At 59.8% G+C, this 20,549-nt stretch carries 27 protein-coding genes and 1 tRNA gene; 17 read left to right on the top strand and 11 right to left on the bottom strand.

What is annotated here, in order from left to right; genetic code table 11:
* Position 1 precedes the first annotated feature (1 nt).
* The 14 genes from ABCR88_RS07730 (at position 2) to ABCR88_RS07665 (ending at position 8,466) form a co-directional block, all read left to right on the top strand.
* Positions 2–277, top strand: a complete 276-nt coding sequence (locus tag ABCR88_RS07730) for a phage antirepressor KilAC domain-containing protein (protein ID WP_350404332.1) — start codon at positions 2–4, stop codon at positions 275–277.
* A complete protein-coding gene (locus ABCR88_RS07725) occupies positions 274–642 on the top strand; it encodes a hypothetical protein (protein WP_350404331.1) in 369 nt (122 codons plus the stop codon). Before ABCR88_RS07730 ends, ABCR88_RS07725 begins: the two co-directional genes overlap by 4 nt.
* Complete coding sequence (locus ABCR88_RS07720) at positions 639–881, top strand: pyocin activator PrtN family protein (RefSeq protein ID WP_350404330.1); 243 nt, start codon at positions 639–641, stop codon at positions 879–881. The genes ABCR88_RS07725 and ABCR88_RS07720 overlap by 4 nt, the downstream gene beginning before the upstream one ends.
* Before the next feature lie 52 nt (positions 882–933).
* Positions 934–1,278, top strand: a complete 345-nt coding sequence (locus ABCR88_RS07715) for a hypothetical protein (protein WP_350404329.1) — start codon at positions 934–936, stop codon at positions 1,276–1,278.
* Positions 1,279–1,311: 33 nt separating this feature from the next.
* Positions 1,312–2,133: a DUF2303 family protein gene (locus ABCR88_RS07710; RefSeq protein WP_350404328.1), complete on the top strand. Its 822-nt coding sequence runs from the start codon at positions 1,312–1,314 to the stop codon at positions 2,131–2,133.
* Between the two features lie 76 nt (positions 2,134–2,209).
* Positions 2,210–2,821 carry a hypothetical protein gene (locus ABCR88_RS07705; protein ID WP_350404327.1) on the top strand — a complete coding sequence of 204 codons (612 nt, stop codon included), beginning with the start codon at positions 2,210–2,212 and terminating at the stop codon, positions 2,819–2,821.
* Positions 2,818–4,875 carry a DNA cytosine methyltransferase gene (locus tag ABCR88_RS07700; RefSeq protein WP_350404326.1) on the top strand — a complete coding sequence of 686 codons (2,058 nt, stop codon included), beginning with the start codon at positions 2,818–2,820 and terminating at the stop codon, positions 4,873–4,875. Before ABCR88_RS07705 ends, ABCR88_RS07700 begins: the two co-directional genes overlap by 4 nt.
* Positions 4,872–5,456, top strand: coding sequence for a hypothetical protein (locus tag ABCR88_RS07695; protein ID WP_350404325.1), 585 nt, complete (start codon positions 4,872–4,874; stop codon positions 5,454–5,456). The genes ABCR88_RS07700 and ABCR88_RS07695 overlap by 4 nt, the downstream gene beginning before the upstream one ends.
* The gene (locus ABCR88_RS07690; protein WP_350404324.1) at positions 5,449–6,300 is read left to right on the top strand and encodes a hypothetical protein; all 852 of its coding nucleotides are present in this window, start codon (positions 5,449–5,451) and stop codon (positions 6,298–6,300) included. The genes ABCR88_RS07695 and ABCR88_RS07690 overlap by 8 nt, the downstream gene beginning before the upstream one ends.
* On the top strand, positions 6,293–6,526 hold the full coding sequence (locus tag ABCR88_RS07685) for a hypothetical protein (protein ID WP_350404323.1): 234 nt from the start codon (positions 6,293–6,295) through the stop codon (positions 6,524–6,526). Before ABCR88_RS07690 ends, ABCR88_RS07685 begins: the two co-directional genes overlap by 8 nt.
* The gene (locus tag ABCR88_RS07680) at positions 6,523–6,708 is read left to right on the top strand and encodes a hypothetical protein (protein ID WP_350404322.1); all 186 of its coding nucleotides are present in this window, start codon (positions 6,523–6,525) and stop codon (positions 6,706–6,708) included. Before ABCR88_RS07685 ends, ABCR88_RS07680 begins: the two co-directional genes overlap by 4 nt.
* Positions 6,705–7,013, top strand: a complete 309-nt coding sequence (locus ABCR88_RS07675) for a hypothetical protein (protein ID WP_350404321.1) — start codon at positions 6,705–6,707, stop codon at positions 7,011–7,013. The genes ABCR88_RS07680 and ABCR88_RS07675 overlap by 4 nt, the downstream gene beginning before the upstream one ends.
* A complete protein-coding gene (gene xisR / locus ABCR88_RS07670) occupies positions 7,010–7,240 on the top strand; it encodes an excisionase family protein (RefSeq protein WP_350404320.1) in 231 nt (76 codons plus the stop codon). Before ABCR88_RS07675 ends, xisR begins: the two co-directional genes overlap by 4 nt.
* A complete protein-coding gene (locus tag ABCR88_RS07665; RefSeq protein ID WP_350404319.1) occupies positions 7,237–8,466 on the top strand; it encodes a DUF3596 domain-containing protein in 1,230 nt (409 codons plus the stop codon). The genes xisR and ABCR88_RS07665 overlap by 4 nt, the downstream gene beginning before the upstream one ends.
* A gap of 57 nt (positions 8,467–8,523) precedes the next feature.
* Here ABCR88_RS07665 and ABCR88_RS07660 read toward each other — a convergent pair whose 3' ends face one another.
* The 8 genes from ABCR88_RS07660 to dapA form a co-directional block, all read right to left on the bottom strand.
* On the bottom strand, positions 8,524–9,171 hold the full coding sequence (locus ABCR88_RS07660) for a hypothetical protein (protein WP_350404318.1): 648 nt from the start codon (positions 9,169–9,171) through the stop codon (positions 8,524–8,526).
* Positions 9,164–9,832, bottom strand: coding sequence for a hypothetical protein (locus ABCR88_RS07655; protein WP_350404317.1), 669 nt, complete (start codon positions 9,830–9,832; stop codon positions 9,164–9,166). Before ABCR88_RS07655 ends, ABCR88_RS07660 begins: the two co-directional genes overlap by 8 nt.
* A complete protein-coding gene (locus tag ABCR88_RS07650) occupies positions 9,833–10,528 on the bottom strand; it encodes a hypothetical protein (RefSeq protein ID WP_350404316.1) in 696 nt (231 codons plus the stop codon).
* 373 nt (positions 10,529–10,901) lie between these two features.
* Positions 10,902–10,991 (bottom strand) — tRNA-Ser (locus ABCR88_RS07645).
* Between the two features lie 84 nt (positions 10,992–11,075).
* On the bottom strand, positions 11,076–11,789 hold the full coding sequence (gene purC, locus ABCR88_RS07640) for a phosphoribosylaminoimidazolesuccinocarboxamide synthase (RefSeq protein ID WP_011059799.1): 714 nt from the start codon (positions 11,787–11,789) through the stop codon (positions 11,076–11,078).
* 28 nt (positions 11,790–11,817) lie between these two features.
* On the bottom strand, positions 11,818–12,576 hold the full coding sequence (locus ABCR88_RS07635; RefSeq protein WP_232642671.1) for an MBL fold metallo-hydrolase: 759 nt from the start codon (positions 12,574–12,576) through the stop codon (positions 11,818–11,820).
* A gap of 4 nt (positions 12,577–12,580) precedes the next feature.
* Entirely contained in the window at positions 12,581–13,696 is a 1,116-nt protein-coding gene (bamC, locus tag ABCR88_RS07630; RefSeq protein WP_011059797.1) for an outer membrane protein assembly factor BamC, read from the bottom strand.
* 17 nt (positions 13,697–13,713) lie between these two features.
* Positions 13,714–14,592: a 4-hydroxy-tetrahydrodipicolinate synthase gene (dapA, locus tag ABCR88_RS07625; RefSeq protein WP_011059796.1), complete on the bottom strand. Its 879-nt coding sequence runs from the start codon at positions 14,590–14,592 to the stop codon at positions 13,714–13,716.
* Between the two features lie 326 nt (positions 14,593–14,918).
* On the opposite strand from dapA, the gene ABCR88_RS07620 reads away from it, so the two are divergent.
* On the top strand, positions 14,919–15,479 hold the full coding sequence (locus tag ABCR88_RS07620) for a glycine cleavage system protein R (protein WP_011059795.1): 561 nt from the start codon (positions 14,919–14,921) through the stop codon (positions 15,477–15,479).
* A 9-nt stretch (positions 15,480–15,488) separates the two neighbouring features.
* Complete coding sequence (locus ABCR88_RS07615; protein ID WP_015634519.1) at positions 15,489–15,962, top strand: peroxiredoxin; 474 nt, start codon at positions 15,489–15,491, stop codon at positions 15,960–15,962.
* A gap of 36 nt (positions 15,963–15,998) precedes the next feature.
* On the opposite strand, the gene ABCR88_RS07610 is transcribed toward ABCR88_RS07615, so the two are convergent.
* Entirely contained in the window at positions 15,999–17,069 is a 1,071-nt protein-coding gene (locus ABCR88_RS07610; RefSeq protein WP_123430209.1) for an AI-2E family transporter, read from the bottom strand.
* A 40-nt stretch (positions 17,070–17,109) separates the two neighbouring features.
* The gene (locus ABCR88_RS07605) at positions 17,110–17,349 is read right to left on the bottom strand and encodes a sulfurtransferase TusA family protein (protein ID WP_011059792.1); all 240 of its coding nucleotides are present in this window, start codon (positions 17,347–17,349) and stop codon (positions 17,110–17,112) included.
* A 232-nt stretch (positions 17,350–17,581) separates the two neighbouring features.
* On the opposite strand from ABCR88_RS07605, the gene ABCR88_RS07600 reads away from it, so the two are divergent.
* Complete coding sequence (locus tag ABCR88_RS07600; protein ID WP_350404314.1) at positions 17,582–19,015, top strand: M48 family metalloprotease; 1,434 nt, start codon at positions 17,582–17,584, stop codon at positions 19,013–19,015.
* A gap of 75 nt (positions 19,016–19,090) precedes the next feature.
* On the opposite strand, the gene ABCR88_RS07595 is transcribed toward ABCR88_RS07600, so the two are convergent.
* Complete coding sequence (locus ABCR88_RS07595) at positions 19,091–20,521, bottom strand: DegQ family serine endoprotease (protein WP_041116486.1); 1,431 nt, start codon at positions 20,519–20,521, stop codon at positions 19,091–19,093.
* Positions 20,522–20,549 lie beyond the last annotated feature (28 nt).

Raw genomic sequence — 20,549 nt, 5'->3', positions numbered from 1 at the left:
CATGAACCGCACCCTCGACGAAACAGCGGCACTGCTCGGGCTCAAGCCCCGAGCCTTCCGCGCCAAGCTCCGGGATCTGCGCGTGCTGGCAAAGGATGGAACCCTGGCCAGCCACCACCGCGACCAGGGTCACCTGTACTCCGACCCGCGCTCTGTGCAGATCGGTAAGTCCGGACAGTACAAGCACTACGCCGTGGTGATGGTCACCGAAACCGGCGTGTCGTACCTGGCCAAAAAACTGGGCATCACAATCGCGAACAAGGAAGCCGCAGCATGAAGACCAACTACTTCAACGCATTCACCACCACCGGCGACACCCTGGCCTTGATTCCGATCTACCTCGGCAGCCCTGGAGCGGTGTCTGGGCAGACATTGATCGGCGAGCCACAGGGCCTTGGTTGGCTGCCGAGCAGCACTTCCGACCTTGCCGAAGCATTTCACCGGGTTAACAGCGTCCTCCAACCCGGACAAACCGCATTCGTCACCCCGACGAAGACCCCGGAAACGCCGTTCGGCGCGGTCATTGCCGATGCCCGCGGCCGTATCTGCGCAACTGGCCGAGCAGCCGACGCCCGAGGTTTGGCCGAGCTGATCAGCCGCAAGCTGCAGCCAACCGCGGGGGCTGGGGAGGCCGGCCCATGAGCGAAACCCTAAACCAGCTGCGACGCCAGTTCGCCACCCCGTGCCCAACGCTGGCCGCCGTGCGGCAGGAGTATTTCCCGCACATACGGACGGACAAGCACTTGCTGGCGGAGATCCGGAAAGGACGAATCAAGCTGACAGCCAAGCGCATTCACCACTCGAGCCGCGCCCCGTGGGTTGTCTACCTCCACGACCTGGCGGATTACCTCGACGCGCAATCGGGCAAGGCTGCGGCCTGATTCAACGGTAGCCCCTGCCGACCAGGGGCAAGCAACCAGGGAGACACAGCACATGAGCAAAGCACGCCCCTTTATCGACACCTTCCGCGACATCGAGGCCGGCGGCCTGCTCGATGAACTGAGCGAGGCCCAACACCGCCTGATCGATGCAATTCGCCTTTCCGGCAAGGGCGGCAAGCTGGTCATCGAGTTGAACTACAAGCCGGACGGCCGCGGCCAGATGAACATCAAGGCCGATGTGAAGGTGAAGGAGCCGACCCTTTCCCGGGGCACTTCGCTGTTCTTCCTCACTCCGGAAGGCAATCTCACTCGCCGCGATCCACGCCAGCAAGATCTGCCATTGCGCCCCGTCCTCGACGAAGAAAGCCCGGCCAACCTGCGCAACGTTTCACAGTAACCACCTCTCACCACGAAAACTGGAGCACATCCAATGCAAGAAGCCATTCAACAGCTTGTCACCTTGTCCCAGGCCCTGGGCAAACCCTTTGACCATCCAGGCCTGCACGCCCCAGTAGCCCTGGTGCCGGACGGCGTCACGGTACAAGACCTGGAGAAGCTGCTGCCCGCGCCGAGCCGTATCCGCCAGAAGATCACCATGCTGGATGCAGACAGTTTTATCGAGTACGTGAACCGCTTCGCCACCTCGGCTACTTCGGTTTTCTGCAATGGGCCGGAAGGCCGGACCTTCACAGCAGTACTGGACTATCACCAACCTACCAACCCGGCCTGGGCTGAGCATACCGCCAGCTATTGCTGCCCTATCACCGTTGAATGGGGACGTTGGAAAACCGCCGACCGCAAGCGGATGGATCAGGCCGCATTTGCCGAGTTCATCGAGGACAACGTAAAGGACATCGTCCAGCAAGACGACTTCCCAGCTGCCCCCAGCGCGGCGGACATGCTGGAAATCAGCCGCACCCTGGAAGCCAAAAAGAACATCAGCTTTCGCCAAGGCACCCGCCTCGATAACGGCCAGGTTCAACTGACCTACAACGAGGAAATCGACGGCCGCGCCGGTGAAGCGGGCCAGCTCAACATCCCCGAGCAGTTCTTTATCGGCATCAAACCCTTCCTGGGCGGCGAAGGCTTCTGCATCCCTGCCCGCTTCCGCTATCGCATCGTCGATGGTCGCCTGGCCATGTGGTTCGAACTGATCCGCCCGGAAAAGGTGCTTGAGGAGGCGTACAACGCCGTCCGCGCCAAGATCAAGGCCGCGATCAACGAAGTACCGCTGTACGAAGCCACCCGCTAACTCAGCTGCAACACCCCGTCGCCGTCCTCTCACCACGTATCCGTCCGGCGGCGGGCTCTAACGAGGATCACAGCACATGCAAACTCAACACCTGATCATCATCGCCGGCGCCCTACTCTGCGGCATCGTCTTGGCTTTCTTCATCCGCAGGGCCTTTCTGCGCGCCCTGGCTCGCATCACGGCCGACTACCGGGACCGCAACCACGCCTTGAGCAACGACCTGGCGCGAACTGCCGAACGCTGCCAAACACTGGCGATCCAGGTAGCCGAACACCAGGCCCAACAACAGCAGCTCAAGGCCCAGCCCTTCACGGTTGACGATCAACAGACCCTGATTCGCATGGCCCAAGCGCTGGAACTGGCCACGAAGACGTACAAAGTGCTCAAGGCTGAAGATCCCCAAGCGGAAGCAGCCGCACTCGTTCCGCAGGCCCGGGCCCTGGCCGATCGCGTCTTTCACACCGCCATGGCGGGTACCGCACTGAACGCCGGTTCACTTGATACCCGGCTGATCGAATGGTTGAACTCCCACGGCAGCCTCTGGGCCGAGCCGGAAACCAGCACCGTTACTTTCCCTCACGAAGCCGACACCGAGGGCTATCCGCACCTACGGGACGCACTGCGCGAGGCTTACGAGCGGTACCAGGAGCGCGAAGCCGGCGAACTGGCGGTGGAGGACGCGGCATGACCTCCATGAAAACGCCTCCTTTCGACTTCAAGACCCAGTATTCCCTGAATCTCAACGCCCAGGATGATGAAATCGTTGTCGACTTCTTCTGCGGCGGCGGCGGCGTAGGCACCGGTCTGGAAATGGGCCTGGGCCGCAAGGTCGACGTGGCGAAGAACCATAGCCGCGCAGCGATCAGCATGCACACCGCCAACCATCCGCACGCCCGGCACTACACCACAGACGTTTTCGATGGCGACCCCGACGAAGAATGCCAAGGCCGCCGCGTTGGCTGGTTCCACATGAGCCCCGACTGCACCCACCATAGCCAGGCCGCCGGCGGGCAACCGCGCAAGCGCGAGATCCGCAATCTGTCCTGGATTGGCCTCAAGTGGGGCGGCAAGAAGAAGCCTCGCGTAATCAGCCTGGAGAACGTAAAGCAGATCCTGCAATGGGGCCCCTTGATCGCCAAGCGCGACAAGGCAACCGGCCGGGTGATGAAACTCGATGGCACCGTAGCCGCCCCGGGCGAGCGCGTTCCGGTGCACCAACAGTTCCTGGTGCCAGACCCGAAACGTCGCGGCATCACCTGGCGCCGGTTTGTTCAACTGCTGGAAGGCATGGGTTACCAGGTGGAATGGCGCATCGTGAAGGCTTGCGACTACGGTGCCCCCACCACCCGTGAACGCCTGTTCATGATTGCCCGCTGCGATGGTCAGTCCATCATCTGGCCGGAACCAACCCACGCTAAGAAGCCAGCAAAGGGGCAGCAGAAGCACCGCACCGCCGCCGACTGCATCGACTGGACTGTGCCGAGCAAAAGCATTTTCGGTCGCAAGAAACCCTTGGCCGAGGCCACGCTGCGACGGGTAGCCAAAGGAATGAAGAAGTTCGTTCTGGACAACCCGACTCCGTTCATCGTGCCGATAGCTAACTGGTCGGGCGAGAGTGTGCAGCCCCTGGACGAACCCTTGCGCACCGTCACCTCCTGGCCACGCGGGGGCACTTTCGCCATGGCGAGCCCTACCCTGGTACAGACGGGGTATGGAGAACGCGAGGGGCAGCAGCCACGCGCCCCCGACATCGACCACCCCCTGGGCACCGTGGTCGCCGGCGGCGTGAAGCATGCGCTGTCCAGCGCCGTGATCCTGCCCGCAACTCACCAGGGCAGCGATCGCACCAACGACCCAGCCGAACCACTGCCCACCGTCACCGCTGCCAACCGAGGTGAACTGATGATCGCCAGCCCGGTGATGGTGGGTGCCGGCGGCCCAGCGTACGCAAGCAAACCGGTATCTGTTGACCAACCCATAGGCACGATCACAACCCAGAGCCATCGCGCCCTAGCGTCGGCGCACCTGGTCAAATTCCGCTTCAACAGCGAAGGCGCAGCCATTACCGAACCGCTGCCCACCATCACCAGCGGCGGCAACTACAAGCGCCCGGCGGGGGCAGCCCATGCCCTGGGCACCTGCACGGCATTCATGGAACAGGCCAACGGCGGGTTCAACACCACGCACGCCAAAGGTGTCACCGACCCCATGACCACCATAACCAGCAGCGGCAGCCAGCAGCGTTTTGTAACCGCCAACCTGACCACCCTGCGCCGCAACTGCACCGGGGTCGCCATCGAAGATCCAGTGCCAACCATGACCGCCGGGGCCGAGCATCACGCCCTGATCGAATACAAGCTGTCGCCCGAGCAGGAAGCCGGCGCCCTTCGCGTCGCGGCCTTTCTGATCCGCTACTACGGCACTCACAACATGAGCGCCTGCGACGAATCGCTCTCGACGATCACCACCAAGGACCGCCTGGCCCTGGTCACCGTGTACGTGAAAGGCACGCCTTACGTGATCGTAGATATCTGCCTGCGCATGCTCCAGCCGCACGAGCTGTACCGCGCCCAGGGCTTCCCGGCCAGCTACATCATCGACAAAGGTGCCGACGGTAAGCCATTCACCAAGACTGAACAGGTCCACATGTGCGGCAACAGTGTCAGCCCGCCACCCATGGCCGCACTGGCCCGGGCCAATGATCCATGGCGCAACGCCGAGCAAGTCAAGGAGGCCGCATGAGCCATAAACCCCTGTGTGACTGCAACCAGGGCCGCTTGCCTTGTACCTGCAACCCTCAACGCCTAGTAGCCCAGCTACAGCAGGATCAGAAAGTCGCAGCCCAGCGTATCGCCGTGCTTGAAAACGCCTACATCCGGGCGGGCGAGCGAGAGCACAACCTGCGCAAACAGCTGTACCAAGCCAAGCAGCAGCTGGCCGAGCGGGATGCGCTATTCGGAGCATACGGCGACACGCTGCGCCCGTTCCTGGCGCTGATGGTCCGCGAGCTGAAGGCCAACAGTCATAAGGGCGACCGCGATGGCTGGCTTGGCATGACCGCCGCAACGGCCTTCAACGAGATCACGCATCACCACGACAAGCTCGGCGAGGCGCTTTCCGCCCTGGACTACCCGCAGATCAGCGAGTACGCGGCCGACGTGGCTAACTGCTGCATGATGCTGCTGGATGTGATGGGGCTTCTATCCACCAGCGCAGAGCCTGCCGACTGGTGCGCAACCATGGAGCGTCCAAAGTCGAAGTGCGGCTGTCCCGACTGTGGGTCGTCGATCGTTCAGTACAGCGAGGGCGCGAGCCATGAGTAACTTGATCAGCGTTCGCTTGAACATCACCGAACAGCAGTCGCGGGATCTGCTGCGCTTCCATGAAACGACAGAAGACGGCCAGGGATACGACGTTCCGAAAGAGCGTATGAAGTCACTCGCATCGGTCGGCCTTGTTCGCTGGGTTGGTGGATCACGCTACGAGTTCACCGACGCGGGGACTGAGCTGCGCGCCTTTCTCGCCCAGCCTGCCGAGCAGCACCAGGGCGAGCCGGTGGGGTGGACGGTGAGCAAGCCTGTCGCCACAGGCGCCTACTGGATACGCGGTAACGGCCTGGAGCGTGAAGCGCTGATTGAGGTTGTCGAGGACGAAGGCGAGCTGCGCTGCAATCTGCACCAGAGAACAACCGATAGCGACTTTGGCTATGGCTACTCGATTGATCAGCTCAGCGATGAATTCGAATGGCGTGGCCCGCTCTACACCCGCCCAGCCGAGCAGCCCGCGGTCGTTGCTGATCAGTGGCCCAAGCTCGACAAGCCTGCTCTGATGGGCGCTGGACGCTTCAGCGCTGGTCTGTCCGCTCGCCTGGTAGTAGAGGCTGCGCAGCGGAACTACGAATATGAGGTGACACCAGAGAACGAGGCGCTGCGCATTGCGACTGGCAAAAGCTTTTTGGCCTTACTTCGCCAGCCAGTGCCGCCAGGGTTCCAGCTGGTTCCGGCAGCACCGACCGACGACATGATCGTGGCGTTTGCCGAAGCGTGGTACTCGAAACGCCAGACCATCGACGATCCAGACATGCTGGACGCATACCGCGACATGTTGGCAGCAGCCCCTCCCCCAACTTTCAAGCCAGCAGCAGCGGCAAGGACAAGTCATGCCTGAAGAAAGAACGGTAACCATCCCTGCCCGCGAGCAGCACGGCGGCCTCGACTCAATCACCGTGACGCTTCCGTGGGTTTGCCGGCAGTGCGGCGCCCCGCGGGGAGAACCCTACCAGGCCATCAGCTACGACGGCAGCAGGCAACTGGCCGTCCACAGCTGGCTCAATCCCTGCGGACACGTCGAGAAATACAGCGCAGTCCGCCGCGACCTGGAGGTGCAGCCATGAGCCGAACAGTCGTCCTGACCGGGAAAGCAGTCGTCACGTTTCACAAGGTGATTGAGGGGCTTGACGTGGAGGAGCTTGTCGAACTTCAGAACAGCCTCGATCACCAGGAAAATCAAATTGGCGATGACGACCTGCGCGATATCGAGTGGATAGATCAGATCAACATGGAGGTGCGGCCATGAACCAAGCCATCGCTTACGCGAAAGCCTGTCTGCACCGCGCAATCAACCAGGGCGACAAGGCAATGACGATCTCGACGCTTGACCTCAAGGACGTCCTGGCCGAGCTGGAAAAGCTGGAAACCCGCCAGGACCCAGCACGCCCTAGCACGCCACTGGTGGGCTGGGCCGATCCCGAGAAGATCCAACAGATGCGGCAAGGTCAACGTCGGTATCTCACTGTCAGCCGCAAGCGCGGAGAGACATTCACGCAACAAGTCTGCGCCACTAAAACGCAGCCAGGCAACCAGACCGAGGAGGCAGTATGAGCGCGGCAGAGAAGATCGAAATCGAGATCGAACATAACTTCGTCATGCCCGGCGCGTGGTTCAGGGAGCAGCTGCTGCCGACCGTTTTCGGAATCAGCACCGAGGCCGCCCGGAAATACAGGTCCAGGGGCAAATGGTTGGAGGGCAGGCATTATCGAACCGACCCCGCAAACGTTCTGGTTTACAACAAAGAAGCCATTGAGAAGTGGATGGCCGGCCAACCATGAAGGGGAAAATGCCAACAGGCGTCGAGATGAACGGCAAGCAACTACGCATTGTGTTCATGCTCCACGGGCAGCGGTGCCGCGAACCACTGCCCGGCATAGTTGCCGTCAACAAAGCTTCGATTGCCTATGCCGACAACAAGCGCCGGACGATCCTTACGGAAATCAAAGAGGGACGCTTTGACTACGCCGCCCACTTTCCCGATTCACCGAGGGCGGCCATGTTCTCGGGTACCGGCGGCCACTCGACGAAACGAACTGTGCAGGAAGGCATAGATAGGTGGCTTGAGGTACAACGCGCACTTCGAGCCTCCAGCACAGTCGCGAACTACGCAAGTAAATCGAAACACGTCGGCGTCAAATTCGGCAAACGGCGCATTGTCGACATCAGCAAAAGCGATATCGAACTGTTCCAGGCGCAACTGCTCAAGCAGGGCCTATCACCGAAGACCGTAAACGATATTTTCACCGTAGTCCGTGGGGTTTGGGCCGACGCCTTTGGCGACGGAATACTGAAATCAAACCCTCTGGAGCGGATCAGCAATGTCGGGACCGATTCCGACTCGGAACACGCCGACCCTTTCAGTCGCGAGGAAATCGAGCTAATTGCGACGGGCGACCCAGAGCGCCTGGAGGATGCCCGCATGCTGGCCTTCAACTGTTGGACCGGCCTGTCAATGTCCGAAATCATCGCCCTGGCCCTGGAAGATGTAGACCTCGTCGCCGGCACTGTTCATGTGCGCCGCGCCCTGGTCGTCGGGGAATTCAAAGTACCCAAGGAACGATCACGGATACGGATCGTCGAGCTGATAGATCCCGCCCTCGACCTGATGCGCGAGATTGTTGCTGCAGCACAGACAGCACCGGCAGTTGAGATCAAAGTGATGCAGCGCGACAACATCACAGCGAAGAAACAGAAGGTCCGATTCCTTTTCCGCAACTCAAGAAGCACCGCGCTATGGAACGGAAAGACGCTAAGTAAGTGGTTTACCGCCCACCTGAAAAAACTCGGGGTTCGGCACCGCGGCGCCAACCAATGCCGACATACGTTCGCCAGCCAGATGCTGTCGAGTTACGTTCCTGTCGAGTGGGTGGCCCGCCAATTGGGCCACGCTGACACAACCATGGTGAGAAAGCATTATGGCAGATGGATACCTAAGGACACCAAGAGCATGGCAGGTATCGTTTCAAAAATGTTGGGATTTAGAGAAGACCCAACAACTGCTTAGCTAATTATTAACAGAGCTATTTGCTCCATATTGAGAGGACCAGGTGGGTCCTCTCAATTATTTTGTTCGCATTTCGTCAAGTAACTGCAGCCCGGCATTGACGGCATCAGAAAATTTAATGGGTGCCGATTCGAAAACCCCAAAAGACCCTACTACTTCTTCTGGCCTGAATCGATATGCTGCACCAATCAAGTTCTTTTGATTTTCTTTTCGCTCAGGAGTTAAGCGCGGCTCAAGAGCAGCAAATATATTTGACTGCCACTGAGTGTCATCATCACGGCTCTGCCAGGATGAAACATCAAGAATGTCGAACCCCAAACTATCAAAAAAACCAAGTATGAAAGTGGCACATGTGAGCCCGGCACCCGGGGAGTCGATAAATTTTAAATCACCATTAAATACTGATGCGCCTGTATATTCCATCCCATATGGAATACCTGCCGTATTTTCGTCATACAAACGAGAGGCGTGCTCAGCGAAGAGTTCAAGCTCTTCTTCATCGAAATGCTGGTTAGGCACTGAACGATAAGGCGCGTTAAACGGATCGCACTTCAGGGTGTAATGCCAAGCCAAATGCAAAAGACTCAAGTGCTTTTTACTACGATCCTTGAACACTAGCGCCGCATGGCGCTGTCCGGGGGTTGGCGTTTGAAGAATCGCGGCCCCGAACAGGCCAACTTCACCAATAAGCTTAACCTCAGGCAATCTGCAGCACCTTAGGACGAGACAATCCACGCAAGGCGCGCTCAGGATCCTGATCTGTCTCTTTTAGATGAGCATATACAAGATCATACAAAGTGGACCAATTACTAAGCTTGTCTCTCATTCGGAACGAAGTTCGCAAAACAGACACACTCGTTATCCTTCGCATAGACTCTGGATTTACAAGAGCTAAAAACTCATTCAAACTCCAGAGATCTTTAGCTTTGATATAGTCTTCGACAATATCAACCACGGCTCGAATTGCAACTCTGCTCTGTTCAGGATCGACTATAGCTGCAGCATCCAATGCATATATAGAGTCGAGTTGCTCTTCCAACGCAGCAATCAAATTCCCTGTAAGCGGCTTTACTTGCACACCAACAAGCTTGTTAACTATCCAACCATCTTTGACATCAAGCACATCCAACGAGCTAGAAAAGTCACTAAATCCTTGGATTTTCTTTGCTGTTTTTGCAACATCTTCAATTGGAGAGCTGTAGCTTACTAAGTTAAGTCTAAACTCATACGCCGGATACGAGGAAGTAGAACTAGGGACCACAACCGAGCCGACACGGTTTGAGTCATAGAAATCGGTAACTCTTCTTTCTATTGGAGCCATCATCACAGATGTCTCCAACATATGAGGTGCATTATCCATGTGCATTTATTTAACCCCTGCTAACGAACGAGCCTCACTGAAGAATGCCGCAATAATACTTTTATACGCATCAGCATGTGGCAGCTTAGAGTTAGGACTTGTATTCAAATCTAACTCCAACTGGATTAGGTGATTATGCTTAGTAGCAAGCGCCTCATGATTTTGATACTGAACAGTCTGACTCAACAGTTGAGACCATTTTGAAAGCCTATTCATAACCATACCGCTGATCTTGGGGAACTTTTTAACCCTGTTAACTTGAACCATAAGATCAGATGCATCATTACCAAAATCCAAGCCAGGAACCAGCTCCCTGAACATAAGATTGCTCTTTTCCAAAGATTCTGGAAAAACATTGAGCGTAACGCCCATAGCTAATCTTGCGACCGTGGGAAACTTAATGAGGCTCAAACGTTCCTCAAAGATCCCAGAGACCTCTGCAAAGTAACCGAGTGTCGGATGACTCTCAGGATTAGTCGGAACCGCCGCGAGGGAGATATCAACCCGACCAGGGTGCGATGTGATCACGAGGCGTCCACCCTGGAACGGCCCCTCCTGGATCGAAAGCCGTTGAGCTGGACGGTTTGTCACTGATTCCGGCTCTTCTCCCACGATGGATTGCCAAGACACCTTCACGCCCTCAGGTACTCCCAGGAGAGTGAAACGGATTGTCTCAGTGGTCCAAGCGGTTGTCTGCGTCATCGAAATTCACTTGTCAGTTTGATGGTACGAGAATCGTGTGAATCCATTTCACACGCTCTTCTCATTCCCGTTGCGGGAGTGATACGAATCATGCGCGGAGTCTAGCTAACTTTATGCAAGCTTGCATAGGTGGCCTCCACACACAAGCGTAAGCGATACAATAATTTTTCGACACCCACGAGCTCACAGCTCTGCAACCAGCCACACTCGCGCTGATAAGTCCATTTCGTACTACTGCTGAACCGCCGTAGAGTTCCCGCAGCGGCATCAAAACCGTCGACCGAGTGCCTTAAATTTGCCCTAAAAATTTTGCCAAAAACGAAAAAGCCCCCGTAATCTTCAATGATTACGGGGGCTTCGTCTTGTTCAATAATGGCGGAGAGATAGGGATTCGAACCCTAGGTACCGGTGAAGGTACAACGGATTTCGAATCCGTCCCATTCGGCCACTCTGGCATCTCTCCAACGGCGCGCATCATAACAGCACCTTTGCTCGAAGCGAAGCCCCCCGAGCAAATTTTTTCCGTGCTATCAGATGCTTGCGTCGATTACAGCGGTACGCCGAGGCGCTGGGCCACTTCTTCGTAGGCTTCGATCACATCACCCAGGCCCTGGCGGAAGCGGTCCTTGTCCATCTTCTTCTTGGTGTCCTTGTCCCACAGACGGCAACCGTCCGGGCTGAACTCGTCGCCCAGGACGATGGAGCCGTCGCTGAACACGCCGAACTCCAGCTTGAAGTCCACCAGCAGCAGGCCGGCGTCATCGAACAGCTTGCTCAGCACTTCGTTGACCTTGAGCGACAACTCTTTCATGCGCGCCAGTTGCTCGGCAGTACCCCAGCCGAATGCCACCACGTGGGATTCGTTGATGAACGGGTCGCCCTTGGCGTCGTCCTTGAGGAACAGCTCGAAGGTGTAGGGGTTGAGCTTCATGCCCTCTTCCACGCCCAGGCGCTTGACCAGGCTGCCGGCGGCGTAGTTGCGCACCACGCACTCCACCGGAATCATGTCGAGCTTCTTCACCAGGCATTCGTTGTCGCCCAGCAGCTTGTCGAACTGGGTCGGCACGCCGGCGGCTTCGAGTTTCTGCATGATGAAGGCGTTGAACTTGTTGTTCACCATCCCCTTGCGGTCCAGCTGCTCGATGCGCTTGCCGTCGAACGCCGAGGTGTCGTTGCGAAACAGCAGGATCAAGCGGTCGGCGTCGTCGGTCTTGTAAACCGATTTGGCTTTGCCGCGGTAGAGTTCTTCACGTTTTTCCATGATGGGCTCCGCTTGCTAAGTAGGTGGGCTAGGCGATGTGGCGCCAGTCGAGCCCTGAATCTTGATCGGCCAGTTGCAGCCAGTCCGGGTCGCACCCGAGGGTGTCGACAAAACATTGCCGGGCCAGCTGCGGCAGGTTGTTCTTACTGCTCAGATGAGCCAGGACCAGATGCTGCAGGTCCTGCCATCCCAATTCGGCCACCAGGCTTGCGGCCTGATGGTTGTTCAAATGTCCCAGGTCGCCGCCAACCCGCTGCTTGAGAAAGTACGGGTAATAACCCCGTGCCAGCAGATCCCGGCAATGGTTGGCCTCGATCATCAAGGCATCCAGGCCACGGTAGCCGTCCAGCACCCCGGCGCAGTAGGAGCCGAGGTCGGTCAGCAGGCCGAAGCGCCGCTGGCCATCACTGAAGACAAATTGCGTAGGTTCCTGGGCGTCGTGGGCCACGGCAATCACGTCGATGCGCAAGGCGCCGATCTGCAGCGACTCGCCACCGCGGACAAAACCCGCGACCTCCACCGGTTTGCGCATCCCGCGCAACGTGCCCTGGCTGAGGTAGACCGGTAGATTGTAGCGCCGAGACAGCAAACCCACGCCATGCACGTGGTCGGCATGTTCGTGGGTTACCAGGATGGCGCTCAGCTGCGCGGGATCGACTCCCAGACGCAGCAGGCGCCGCTCGGTTTCCCGCAGGGAGAAACCACAATCCACCAGAACGCAGGTGTCGGCACTGACGATCAGCGTGCCATTCCCTTGGCTACCACTGCCGAGAACGGCAAAACGCATCGGATCAGCCCAGGTTGTCCTGAATCACGCCCAACACTTTGCGTGCCACATCGGCCGGCGCCACGGTGTTGATGTTCTTCTCGACGGTGACCTGGACGTTCTCGCCTACCTTGCTCAGGCGAACCTGATAGCGCTCGGCACGGGCTTCGATCTCTTCCTTGGCCGGCTTGCTGCCGAACAACTTGCCGAAGAAGCCCGGCTCGTCGTCTTTCTTCTCGGCTTTTTCCGCCAGGTTGATGTAGTACAGGCCCAGGCTGCGGTTGATGTCCTCAACCCGCCATTCGCCCTGTTCCAGGGCACGGCCAACACTGGACCAGGCGCGATCGAGGTCGGCGCCCAGGTTCAGTACCGGGTTGCCGCTGCCGTCCTCGCTGAGGCTGACCCGGCTCGGGGTATCGAAATCGCGGGCCGCCAGCAGAGACACCGAACCGCCCTTCTCGGAGGTGCGGCTCATGCTTGCCAGCATGTCGTCCACCAGCGCTGCGTCCAGGCCGGTGTTGACCGAACGGTTGGTGAACTCCACGTCGGCAGTGCTGCCGGCAGGGCGCTCGGCGCTGACCACATAGACTTCACTGGTGTTGCGCTGCACGCCTGGCTCGATGCGTACCCGCACGCGGGTTTCGCTGTCGGCGGCGACACCGGCACTGCTCAGGCGCTTGGCCACGGCAGCGGAAAGCTCGTCGGAACGCTGCCAGCCGGTGGTGAACTCACCGGTTTGCGGGCGCTGCTGATCCAGGCGGAAACCGTTGTCCTGGAAGAACTGCACCGCCACTGGCCAGACTTCGGCCGGTGGATGCTGGGCCATGACCCAACGCGAATCGCCGCTCTTTTGCAGGGTGTAGTCGCTGGCATCGGCAATGGCCGACAGCGGCTGTGGACGAGGCACTTCGTACTCGCCCTTGACGTTGTCGTCGGCCACGTTGCGCGGAATCGGCAGCAGAGGGTCCAGACGCTTGGCGGTCTGTACATCCGGCGGCAATTGCATCGGTGCTGTTTGTTGCGCTTGCAGGTAATCGCTACCCCGGTCACGGAAGTAGCCTTCCGGGCCCCAGATCCAACCGCAGCCACTGGTGCTGGAGATAATCAAGGCAAGTGCGGAAAGTCCGGCCATTCGCTTCATGCGTTGTACTTCCTCAATTAAACCAAGACGCCGGACTGGCGCATGGCCTGCCGCAGCGGTTCGTGACAGGCGGCACTGAGCCAGGTGAGCGGCAGACGAATACCGTCCGGCATCAAGCCCATTTCGTGCAGGGCCCATTTCACGGGAATAGGGTTGGATTCGATGAACAGAGTCTTGTTCAGCGGCATCAGGGTCTCGTGGATCTCCCGGGCCTTGGCGGCATCGCCGGCCATGGCCGCGGCGCACATCTGGCTCATGGCCCGTGGCGCGACGTTGGCGGTCACCGAGATATTGCCCTTGCCGCCCAGCAGGATCAGCTCGACTGCGGTGGCGTCATCGCCGGAGTACACCAGGAAATCGCCGGGCACGCCGGCCAGGATGGCCTTGGCGCGCTGCAAGTCGCCGGTGGCTTCCTTAATGCCGATGATGTTCTTCACGGAGGACAGGCGGATCACGGTCTCGGCCTGCATGTCGCATGCGGTGCGGCCCGGAACGTTGTAGAGGATCTGCGGGATGTCCACGGCCTCGGCAATGGCGCGGAAATGCTGGTACAGGCCTTCCTGGGTCGGCTTGTTGTAGTACGGGGTCACCAGCAGGCACGCATCGGCGCCGGCGATCTTCGCATTGGTGGTCAGCTCGATCGCTTCGCGCGTCGAGTTGGCGCCGGTACCGGCGATCACCGGAATGCGCCCTGCAACCTGAGTGACCACCCGACGAATCACTTCGATGTGCTCGTTCACATCCAGGGTGGCCGACTCACCTGTGGTGCCGACCGCCACGATGGCGTTGGTGCCCTCTTGCAGGTGGAAGTCCACCAGTTTGCTCAGGCTGTCCCAGTCGAGATTTCCCTGTGCATCCATGGGTGTGACCAGTGCCACCATACTGCCCGCAATCATGCAACCGCTCCTGCCGGAAAAAGAGAGCGGTAATGGTACTGGCGCCAAGTTCCTTGCACAAGCGAAGTCCCGCGCCATGAGCATTCCCCTGAGCGATGGTTTTCGCTACCCTTCAGGCTTTGATCGCTACTGATAAGCGTGTAGACCGGGTTATCGCCTGCCTGTTGGATCTGCAAAGCCCCATTCCCGCGTTGCCAGCCTGTGTTCCGAGCGTTTCGGGGCCAGTCGCCGGCTTGTGGTCCGAGGCCTTGAAGTTCCGCCGGCGACGCTTGCCCGGTACTGGCTTGTCAAAAAGTACCGACCGCTCATCGCTTTAGGAATGCTGCATGTCCACCCCCACAGTTCGCGAACAATTCCTTGTCATCAGTGCCCTCGGCGCCAACCCCATGGAGCTGACCAACGTCCTGTGCCGCGCCAGCCATGAAAACCGCTGCGCCGTGGTGACGTCGCGCCTGACCCGGCATGGCGAGTGCAGCGCGCTGGTTCTGGAGATTTCCGGCAGCTGGGACGCCCTGGCGCGCCTGGAAAGCAGCCTGCCGTTCCTGGCCAAGAAGCATGCCTTCACGGTCAACGTGGTGCGCAGCGCCGCCCTGGAAAGCCGCCCCCAGGCCCTGCCTTATGTGGCCTACGTCAGCGCCGCGTACCGCTCGGACATCGTCAATGAGCTGTGCCAGTTCTTCATCGACCATCAGGTCGAGCTGGAAAACCTCACCTGCGATACCTACCAGGCTCCACAGACCGGCGGCACCATGCTCAATGCCACCTTTACCGTGACCCTGCCCGCCGGCACCCAGATCAGTTGGCTGCGCGACCAGTTCCTGGACTTCGCCGATGCCATGAACCTCGACGCGCTGATCGAACCCTGGCGCCCACAGAACCCTATGTAAGGAAGCCCCATGGCCGTTGCTATCGATCAACCTATTGCCGATTTCCAGGCCCCCGCCACCAGCGGGCAGACCGTCAGCCTGTCCGGCCTCAAGGGCAAGCAAGTGGTGATCTACTTCTATCCCAAGGACAGCACCCCGGGCTGCACCACCGAAGGCCAGGGCTTTCGCGATCAATACGCCGCCTTCCAGGCTGCCAACACCGAAGTCTTCGGCGTTTCCCGCGACAGCCTGAAGTCCCACGAGAACTTCAAGTGCAAGCAGGAATTCCCCTTCGAGCTGATCAGCGACAAGGACGAAGCCGTCTGCCAGCTGTTTGACGTGATCAAGCTGAAGAAGCTCTACGGCAAGGAATACCTGGGCGTGGACCGCAGCACCTTCCTGATCGACAAGGACGGTGTGTTGCGCCAGGAATGGCGCGGGGTGAAGGTACCCGGGCACGTCGACGCCGTACTGGCCGCGGCCCAGGCCCTGAACAAGGCCTGAAATGACCGGGGCGGCTGTATCAGCCGCCCCGCGTACCTAGAGTAGAGGTGCCACCACCGGGTCCTTCCTGGGCCAGGCATCCAGCACCGCCTTGAACAGGGTCGCCAGGGGAATCGCAAAGAATATCCCCCAGAACCCCCACAGCCCGCCAAACAGCAGCACCGCACAGATGATCGCCACCGGGTGCAGGTTCACCGCGCCGGAGAACAGCAGCGGCACCAGCACGTTGCCATCCAGGGTCTGGATGATCCCGTAGACCGCCATCAGGTAGATGAACTGATCGCTCCAGCCCCACTGGAACAGCGCAATCAGCGCCACCGGTACCGTTACCACCACGGCGCCGACATAGGGCACCACCACCGAGCCCCCCACCAGCAGAGCCAGCAGGGCCGCATAGTTCAGGCCCAGGGCGACGAAGGCGATGTAGGTCACCCCGCCACAGATGACGATCTCGATGACCTTGCCGCGAATGTAGTTGGCGATCTGCCGGTTCATTTCATGGGCCACGCGAGTAATCAGCGTACGTTCGCGGGGCAGATAGCTGATCACCCAGCGGCTGATCATCGCCCGATCCTTGAGAAAGAAGAACACCAGGATCGGCACCAGTACCAGGTAGATCATGATGTTCACCAGCAAGGGCAGGCTGGACAGGGAGAAGGTCAGCGCCCACTGGCCGAACTTGCCGATCTCGCCCCTGGCCACTTCGATGGCCTGCAGCACCTGCTCGTCGGACACAAGATGCGGGTAGCGCTCGGGCAACAGCAGCAAGAGCGACTGCCACTTGGCGAGCATGCCCGGCAGCTCGTTGAACAGGGTGATCAACTGATGCCAGAGCAACGGCACCACCACCAGGATGAACACCAGCAGCAGCCCCATGAACAGCGCGAACACCAGCCCCACGGCCGCCCCGCCAGGCAGGCGCAGCCGCTCCAGGCTCACCACCAGCCCCTGCATCAGGTAGGCCAGGACCATCCCCGCCAGCACCGGCGCGAGCATGCCGCCCAGGGTCAGGACGGCAGTGAAGGCCAGAAACAGCAGAACGGCCAGCACCACCGCCTCTTCATCCGAGAAGTAGCGCTGAATCCAGTCACGTAGCACTTTGAACATCGATGTTCCTTAGATGAAGGCCCTCAAGGGCAGACTACGCTCAGGCCTTTTTCAACCAGTAGCGATACACCCCGGCCTCATCCTCTTCACGCAGCAGGGTATGACCGGCCAGGCGGGCGAAAGTGCGGAAGTCACGCTGGGAGCCGGCATCGGTGGCAATGACCTTGAGTACCGCGCCACTGGCCAGGCGATTGAGTTCCATCTTGGCCTTGAGCAGCGGCAGCGGGCAGTTCAGGCCGCTGGCGTCCAGCTCGGCATCATGGGCGACAACATCGGTCATTGGGTTACTCCGATCATCAATTCAAGGCGTCTAGAATACCCTGCAAGCCAGGCCCACCGGCAATAAAGAAGGCCGACACCAGAGCACTGCCGCGCGCTGCCGAAGCCACGATCAGGTAGACGCCGGAATTTATCCAAAAGCACTTTTTATCCTCAGAGTTTTCACTGGCTTTGTCTGGTCCCCGGCCAGGTGTCCAGCTACAGTAGAGCCTTTGTCGATTAAGGCTTTGTGCATGAATGTATTGCGCCCTACCCTGCTGACGCTCGCTTGCCTGCTCGCCTCACCGGGCTTCGCCGACGACCTGCCGTCACTCGGTGATGCCAGTTCAGCCATTGTCTCTCCGCAACAGGAATACCAACTGGGCCGTGCCTGGCTGGCGTTGCTGCGCAGCCAGGTTTCGCAGCTCAACGACCCGCAACTCAAGGACTATGTCGAAACCAGCGTCTACAAACTGGTGGAGACCAGCCAGGTCAACGACCGGCGCCTGGAGTTCATCCTGATCAACAGCCCGCAGCTCAACGCCTTCGCCGCTCCCGGGGGAATCATCGGGGTCAATGGCGGGCTGTTCCTCAATGCCCAGACCGAAGGCGAGTACGCCTCGGTGCTGGCACACGAACTGGCGCACCTTTCCCAGCGTCACTTCGCCCGGGGGGTCGAAGCCCAGCAGCGCATGCAGGTGCCGATGATGGCCGCCCTGCTGGCCGGGATCGTGATTGCCGCCGCTGGCGCCGGGGACGCGGGGATCGCCACCATCGCCGGCACCCAGGCCGCAGCCATCCAGGAACAGCGGCGCTTCTCCCGGCAGAACGAGCAGGAAGCCGACCGCATCGGCATCCTCAATTTGGAAAAGGCCGGCTACGACCCGCGCTCAATGCCCACCATGTTCGAACGCCTGATGCGCCAGTACCGCTTCGATGCCAAGCCGCCGGAATTTCTCCTGACTCACCCGGTGACCGAATCGCGGATCGCCGACACCCGCAACCGCGCGGAACAAGCCCGGCAAGGCGGCACCGAAGACAGCCTGCGCTACCAGTTGATCCGCACCCGGGTGCAACTGACCTATGAGGAATCGCCAGGGCTGGCCGCCAAGCGCTTTCGCGCGCAGCTCGATGAGAACCCGAAGAACGACATCGCTCGCTACGGCCTGGCCATCGCCCAGATCAAGGGCAGCCAGTGGAACGAAGCACGGGAAAACCTCAAGCCCCTGCTGGCCAAGTCGCCCAACGACGTGACCTTCAACCTGGCTCAGATCGAACTGGACATGGCCAACAGCCGCCTGCCAGACGCGCAAACTCGGGTCGAAAGGATGCTCAACCTGTACCCGGGCAATTACCCCTTGAACCAGATCCGCGTGGACCTGCTGCTCAAGCAGAACCGCCCGGCCGATGCCGAAAAGGCCCTGGAAGGCCTGCTGAAAAGCCGCCCGGACGACCCGGATGTCTGGTACCTGGTGGCGGAAACCCGCGGCCTGTCGGGCAACATCATCGGCCTGCACCAGGCCCGAGCCGAATACTTCGCCCTGGTGGGCGACTATCGCCAGGCCATCCAGCAGTTGGACTTCGCCAAGCGCCGGGCCGGCAGCAACTTCCCCCTGTCGTCGAGGATCGACGCTCGCCAGCGCGAGATGATGGACCAGGAACAGATGGTCAAGGACATGATGCGCTGACATTGACGCAAGCCACAAAAAAGCCCGCCTCTTACGAGGCGGGCTTTTTATTGGGCAACCTCAGGGGCTGGCGAATTACTCGGCCAGCTTGAAGGTGATGAAGCTGGCTCGACCCTGCCGCAGTACCCGCATGGACACCGAGCGGTTCTTCGGCAATGCCTTGGCGATTTCAGTGAACTCCTTCGCCGAGGTGATCGCCTGATTGTTCAGGTGAGTGATCACGTCGCCCGGCTGCAGGCCGATCAGCGCCGCAGGACCGTCCTGGACTTCCTTGATGACTACCCCGCCCTTGAGGTCGAAGGCTTTCTTCTGCTCATCGTTGAGCTCGACCACCGCTACACCCAGACGGTTGCTGCTGCGCTCGACACCCGACTTGGGCAGCATGCTCAGGTCTTTGTCTTCTTCAGGAATAGCGCCGACGGTCAGCTCGACATTCTTGCGCTTGCCGTCGCGGATCACTTCCAGGTTGGCCTTGGCCCCGGCCTTCAGCGCGCCTACCAGGTGTGGCAGGTCGGCCGACATGACGATGGGCTGGCCATTGAGGCTGAGGATCACGTCACCCACTTGCAGGCCGCCCTTGGCCGCCGGGCCATCATCCTGGATCTGTGCCACCAGCGCACCGGCCGGTTTCTCCAGGCCGAAGGATTCAGCCAGGTCCTTGTTGACCTCCTGGATCACCACGCCAAGCCAGCCGCGGCTGACTTTGCCACCGGCTTTCAGCTGGTTGGAAACGTCCATCGCCACGTCGATCGGGATGGCGAAAGACACGCCCATGAAACCACCGGAGCGGGTGTAGATCTGCGAGTTGATCCCCACCACTTCACCGGCCAGGTTGAACAGCGGGCCACCGGAGTTGCCCGGGTTGATCGGCACGTCGGTCTGGATGAACGGCACGTAGTTTTCGTTCGGCAGGCTGCGACCGATGGCACTGACGATACCCTGGGTCACGGTATGGTCGAAGCCGAACGGCGAGCCGATGGCCACCACCCACTGGCCGGCCTTGAGGTCCTGGGATTTACCCAGTTTCAGCACCGGCAGGTCTTTGCCATCGATTTTCAGCAGTGCTACGTCAGAGCGTGGATCGGTACCGATCAGCTTGGCTTTCAGCTCACTGCGATCGGCCAGACGCACAAGAATTTCGTCCGCATCGGCGATCACGTGGTTGTTGGTGAGGATATAACCGTCCGCGGAGATGATGAACCCGGAACCCAGCGACTGCGCTTCGCGCTGACGATCCCCGCGCGGAGAGCGTGGCTGGGGCATGCCCCGTTCGAAGAACTCGCGCAGCATTGGCGGCAGGCCTTCGAGGTCGGGCATCTGCGCCGAATTGGAAACCCGGCGGTCCGGCAGTTTCTGCGTGGTACTGATGTTCACCACCGCAGGCGAGGCCTGCTCGACCAGTTGGGTGAAATCAGGCAGCTCGGCCGCCTGGGCAGAAACGGCCTGCCCAAGCACCAGCACGGTGGCAAGAATGGTGAAGTAGGACTTCAAGCGTGGTATCGACATACGGCTCCCGTTACGACGAGCGTGGTTA

This window comes from Pseudomonas sp. W17 (assembly GCF_040268305.1).
Classification (GTDB): Bacteria; Pseudomonadota; Gammaproteobacteria; order Pseudomonadales; family Pseudomonadaceae; genus Aquipseudomonas; species Aquipseudomonas protegens.
The sequence above is the reverse complement of the archived record's forward strand: the minus strand, read 5'-3'. Positions and strand labels throughout refer to the sequence as shown.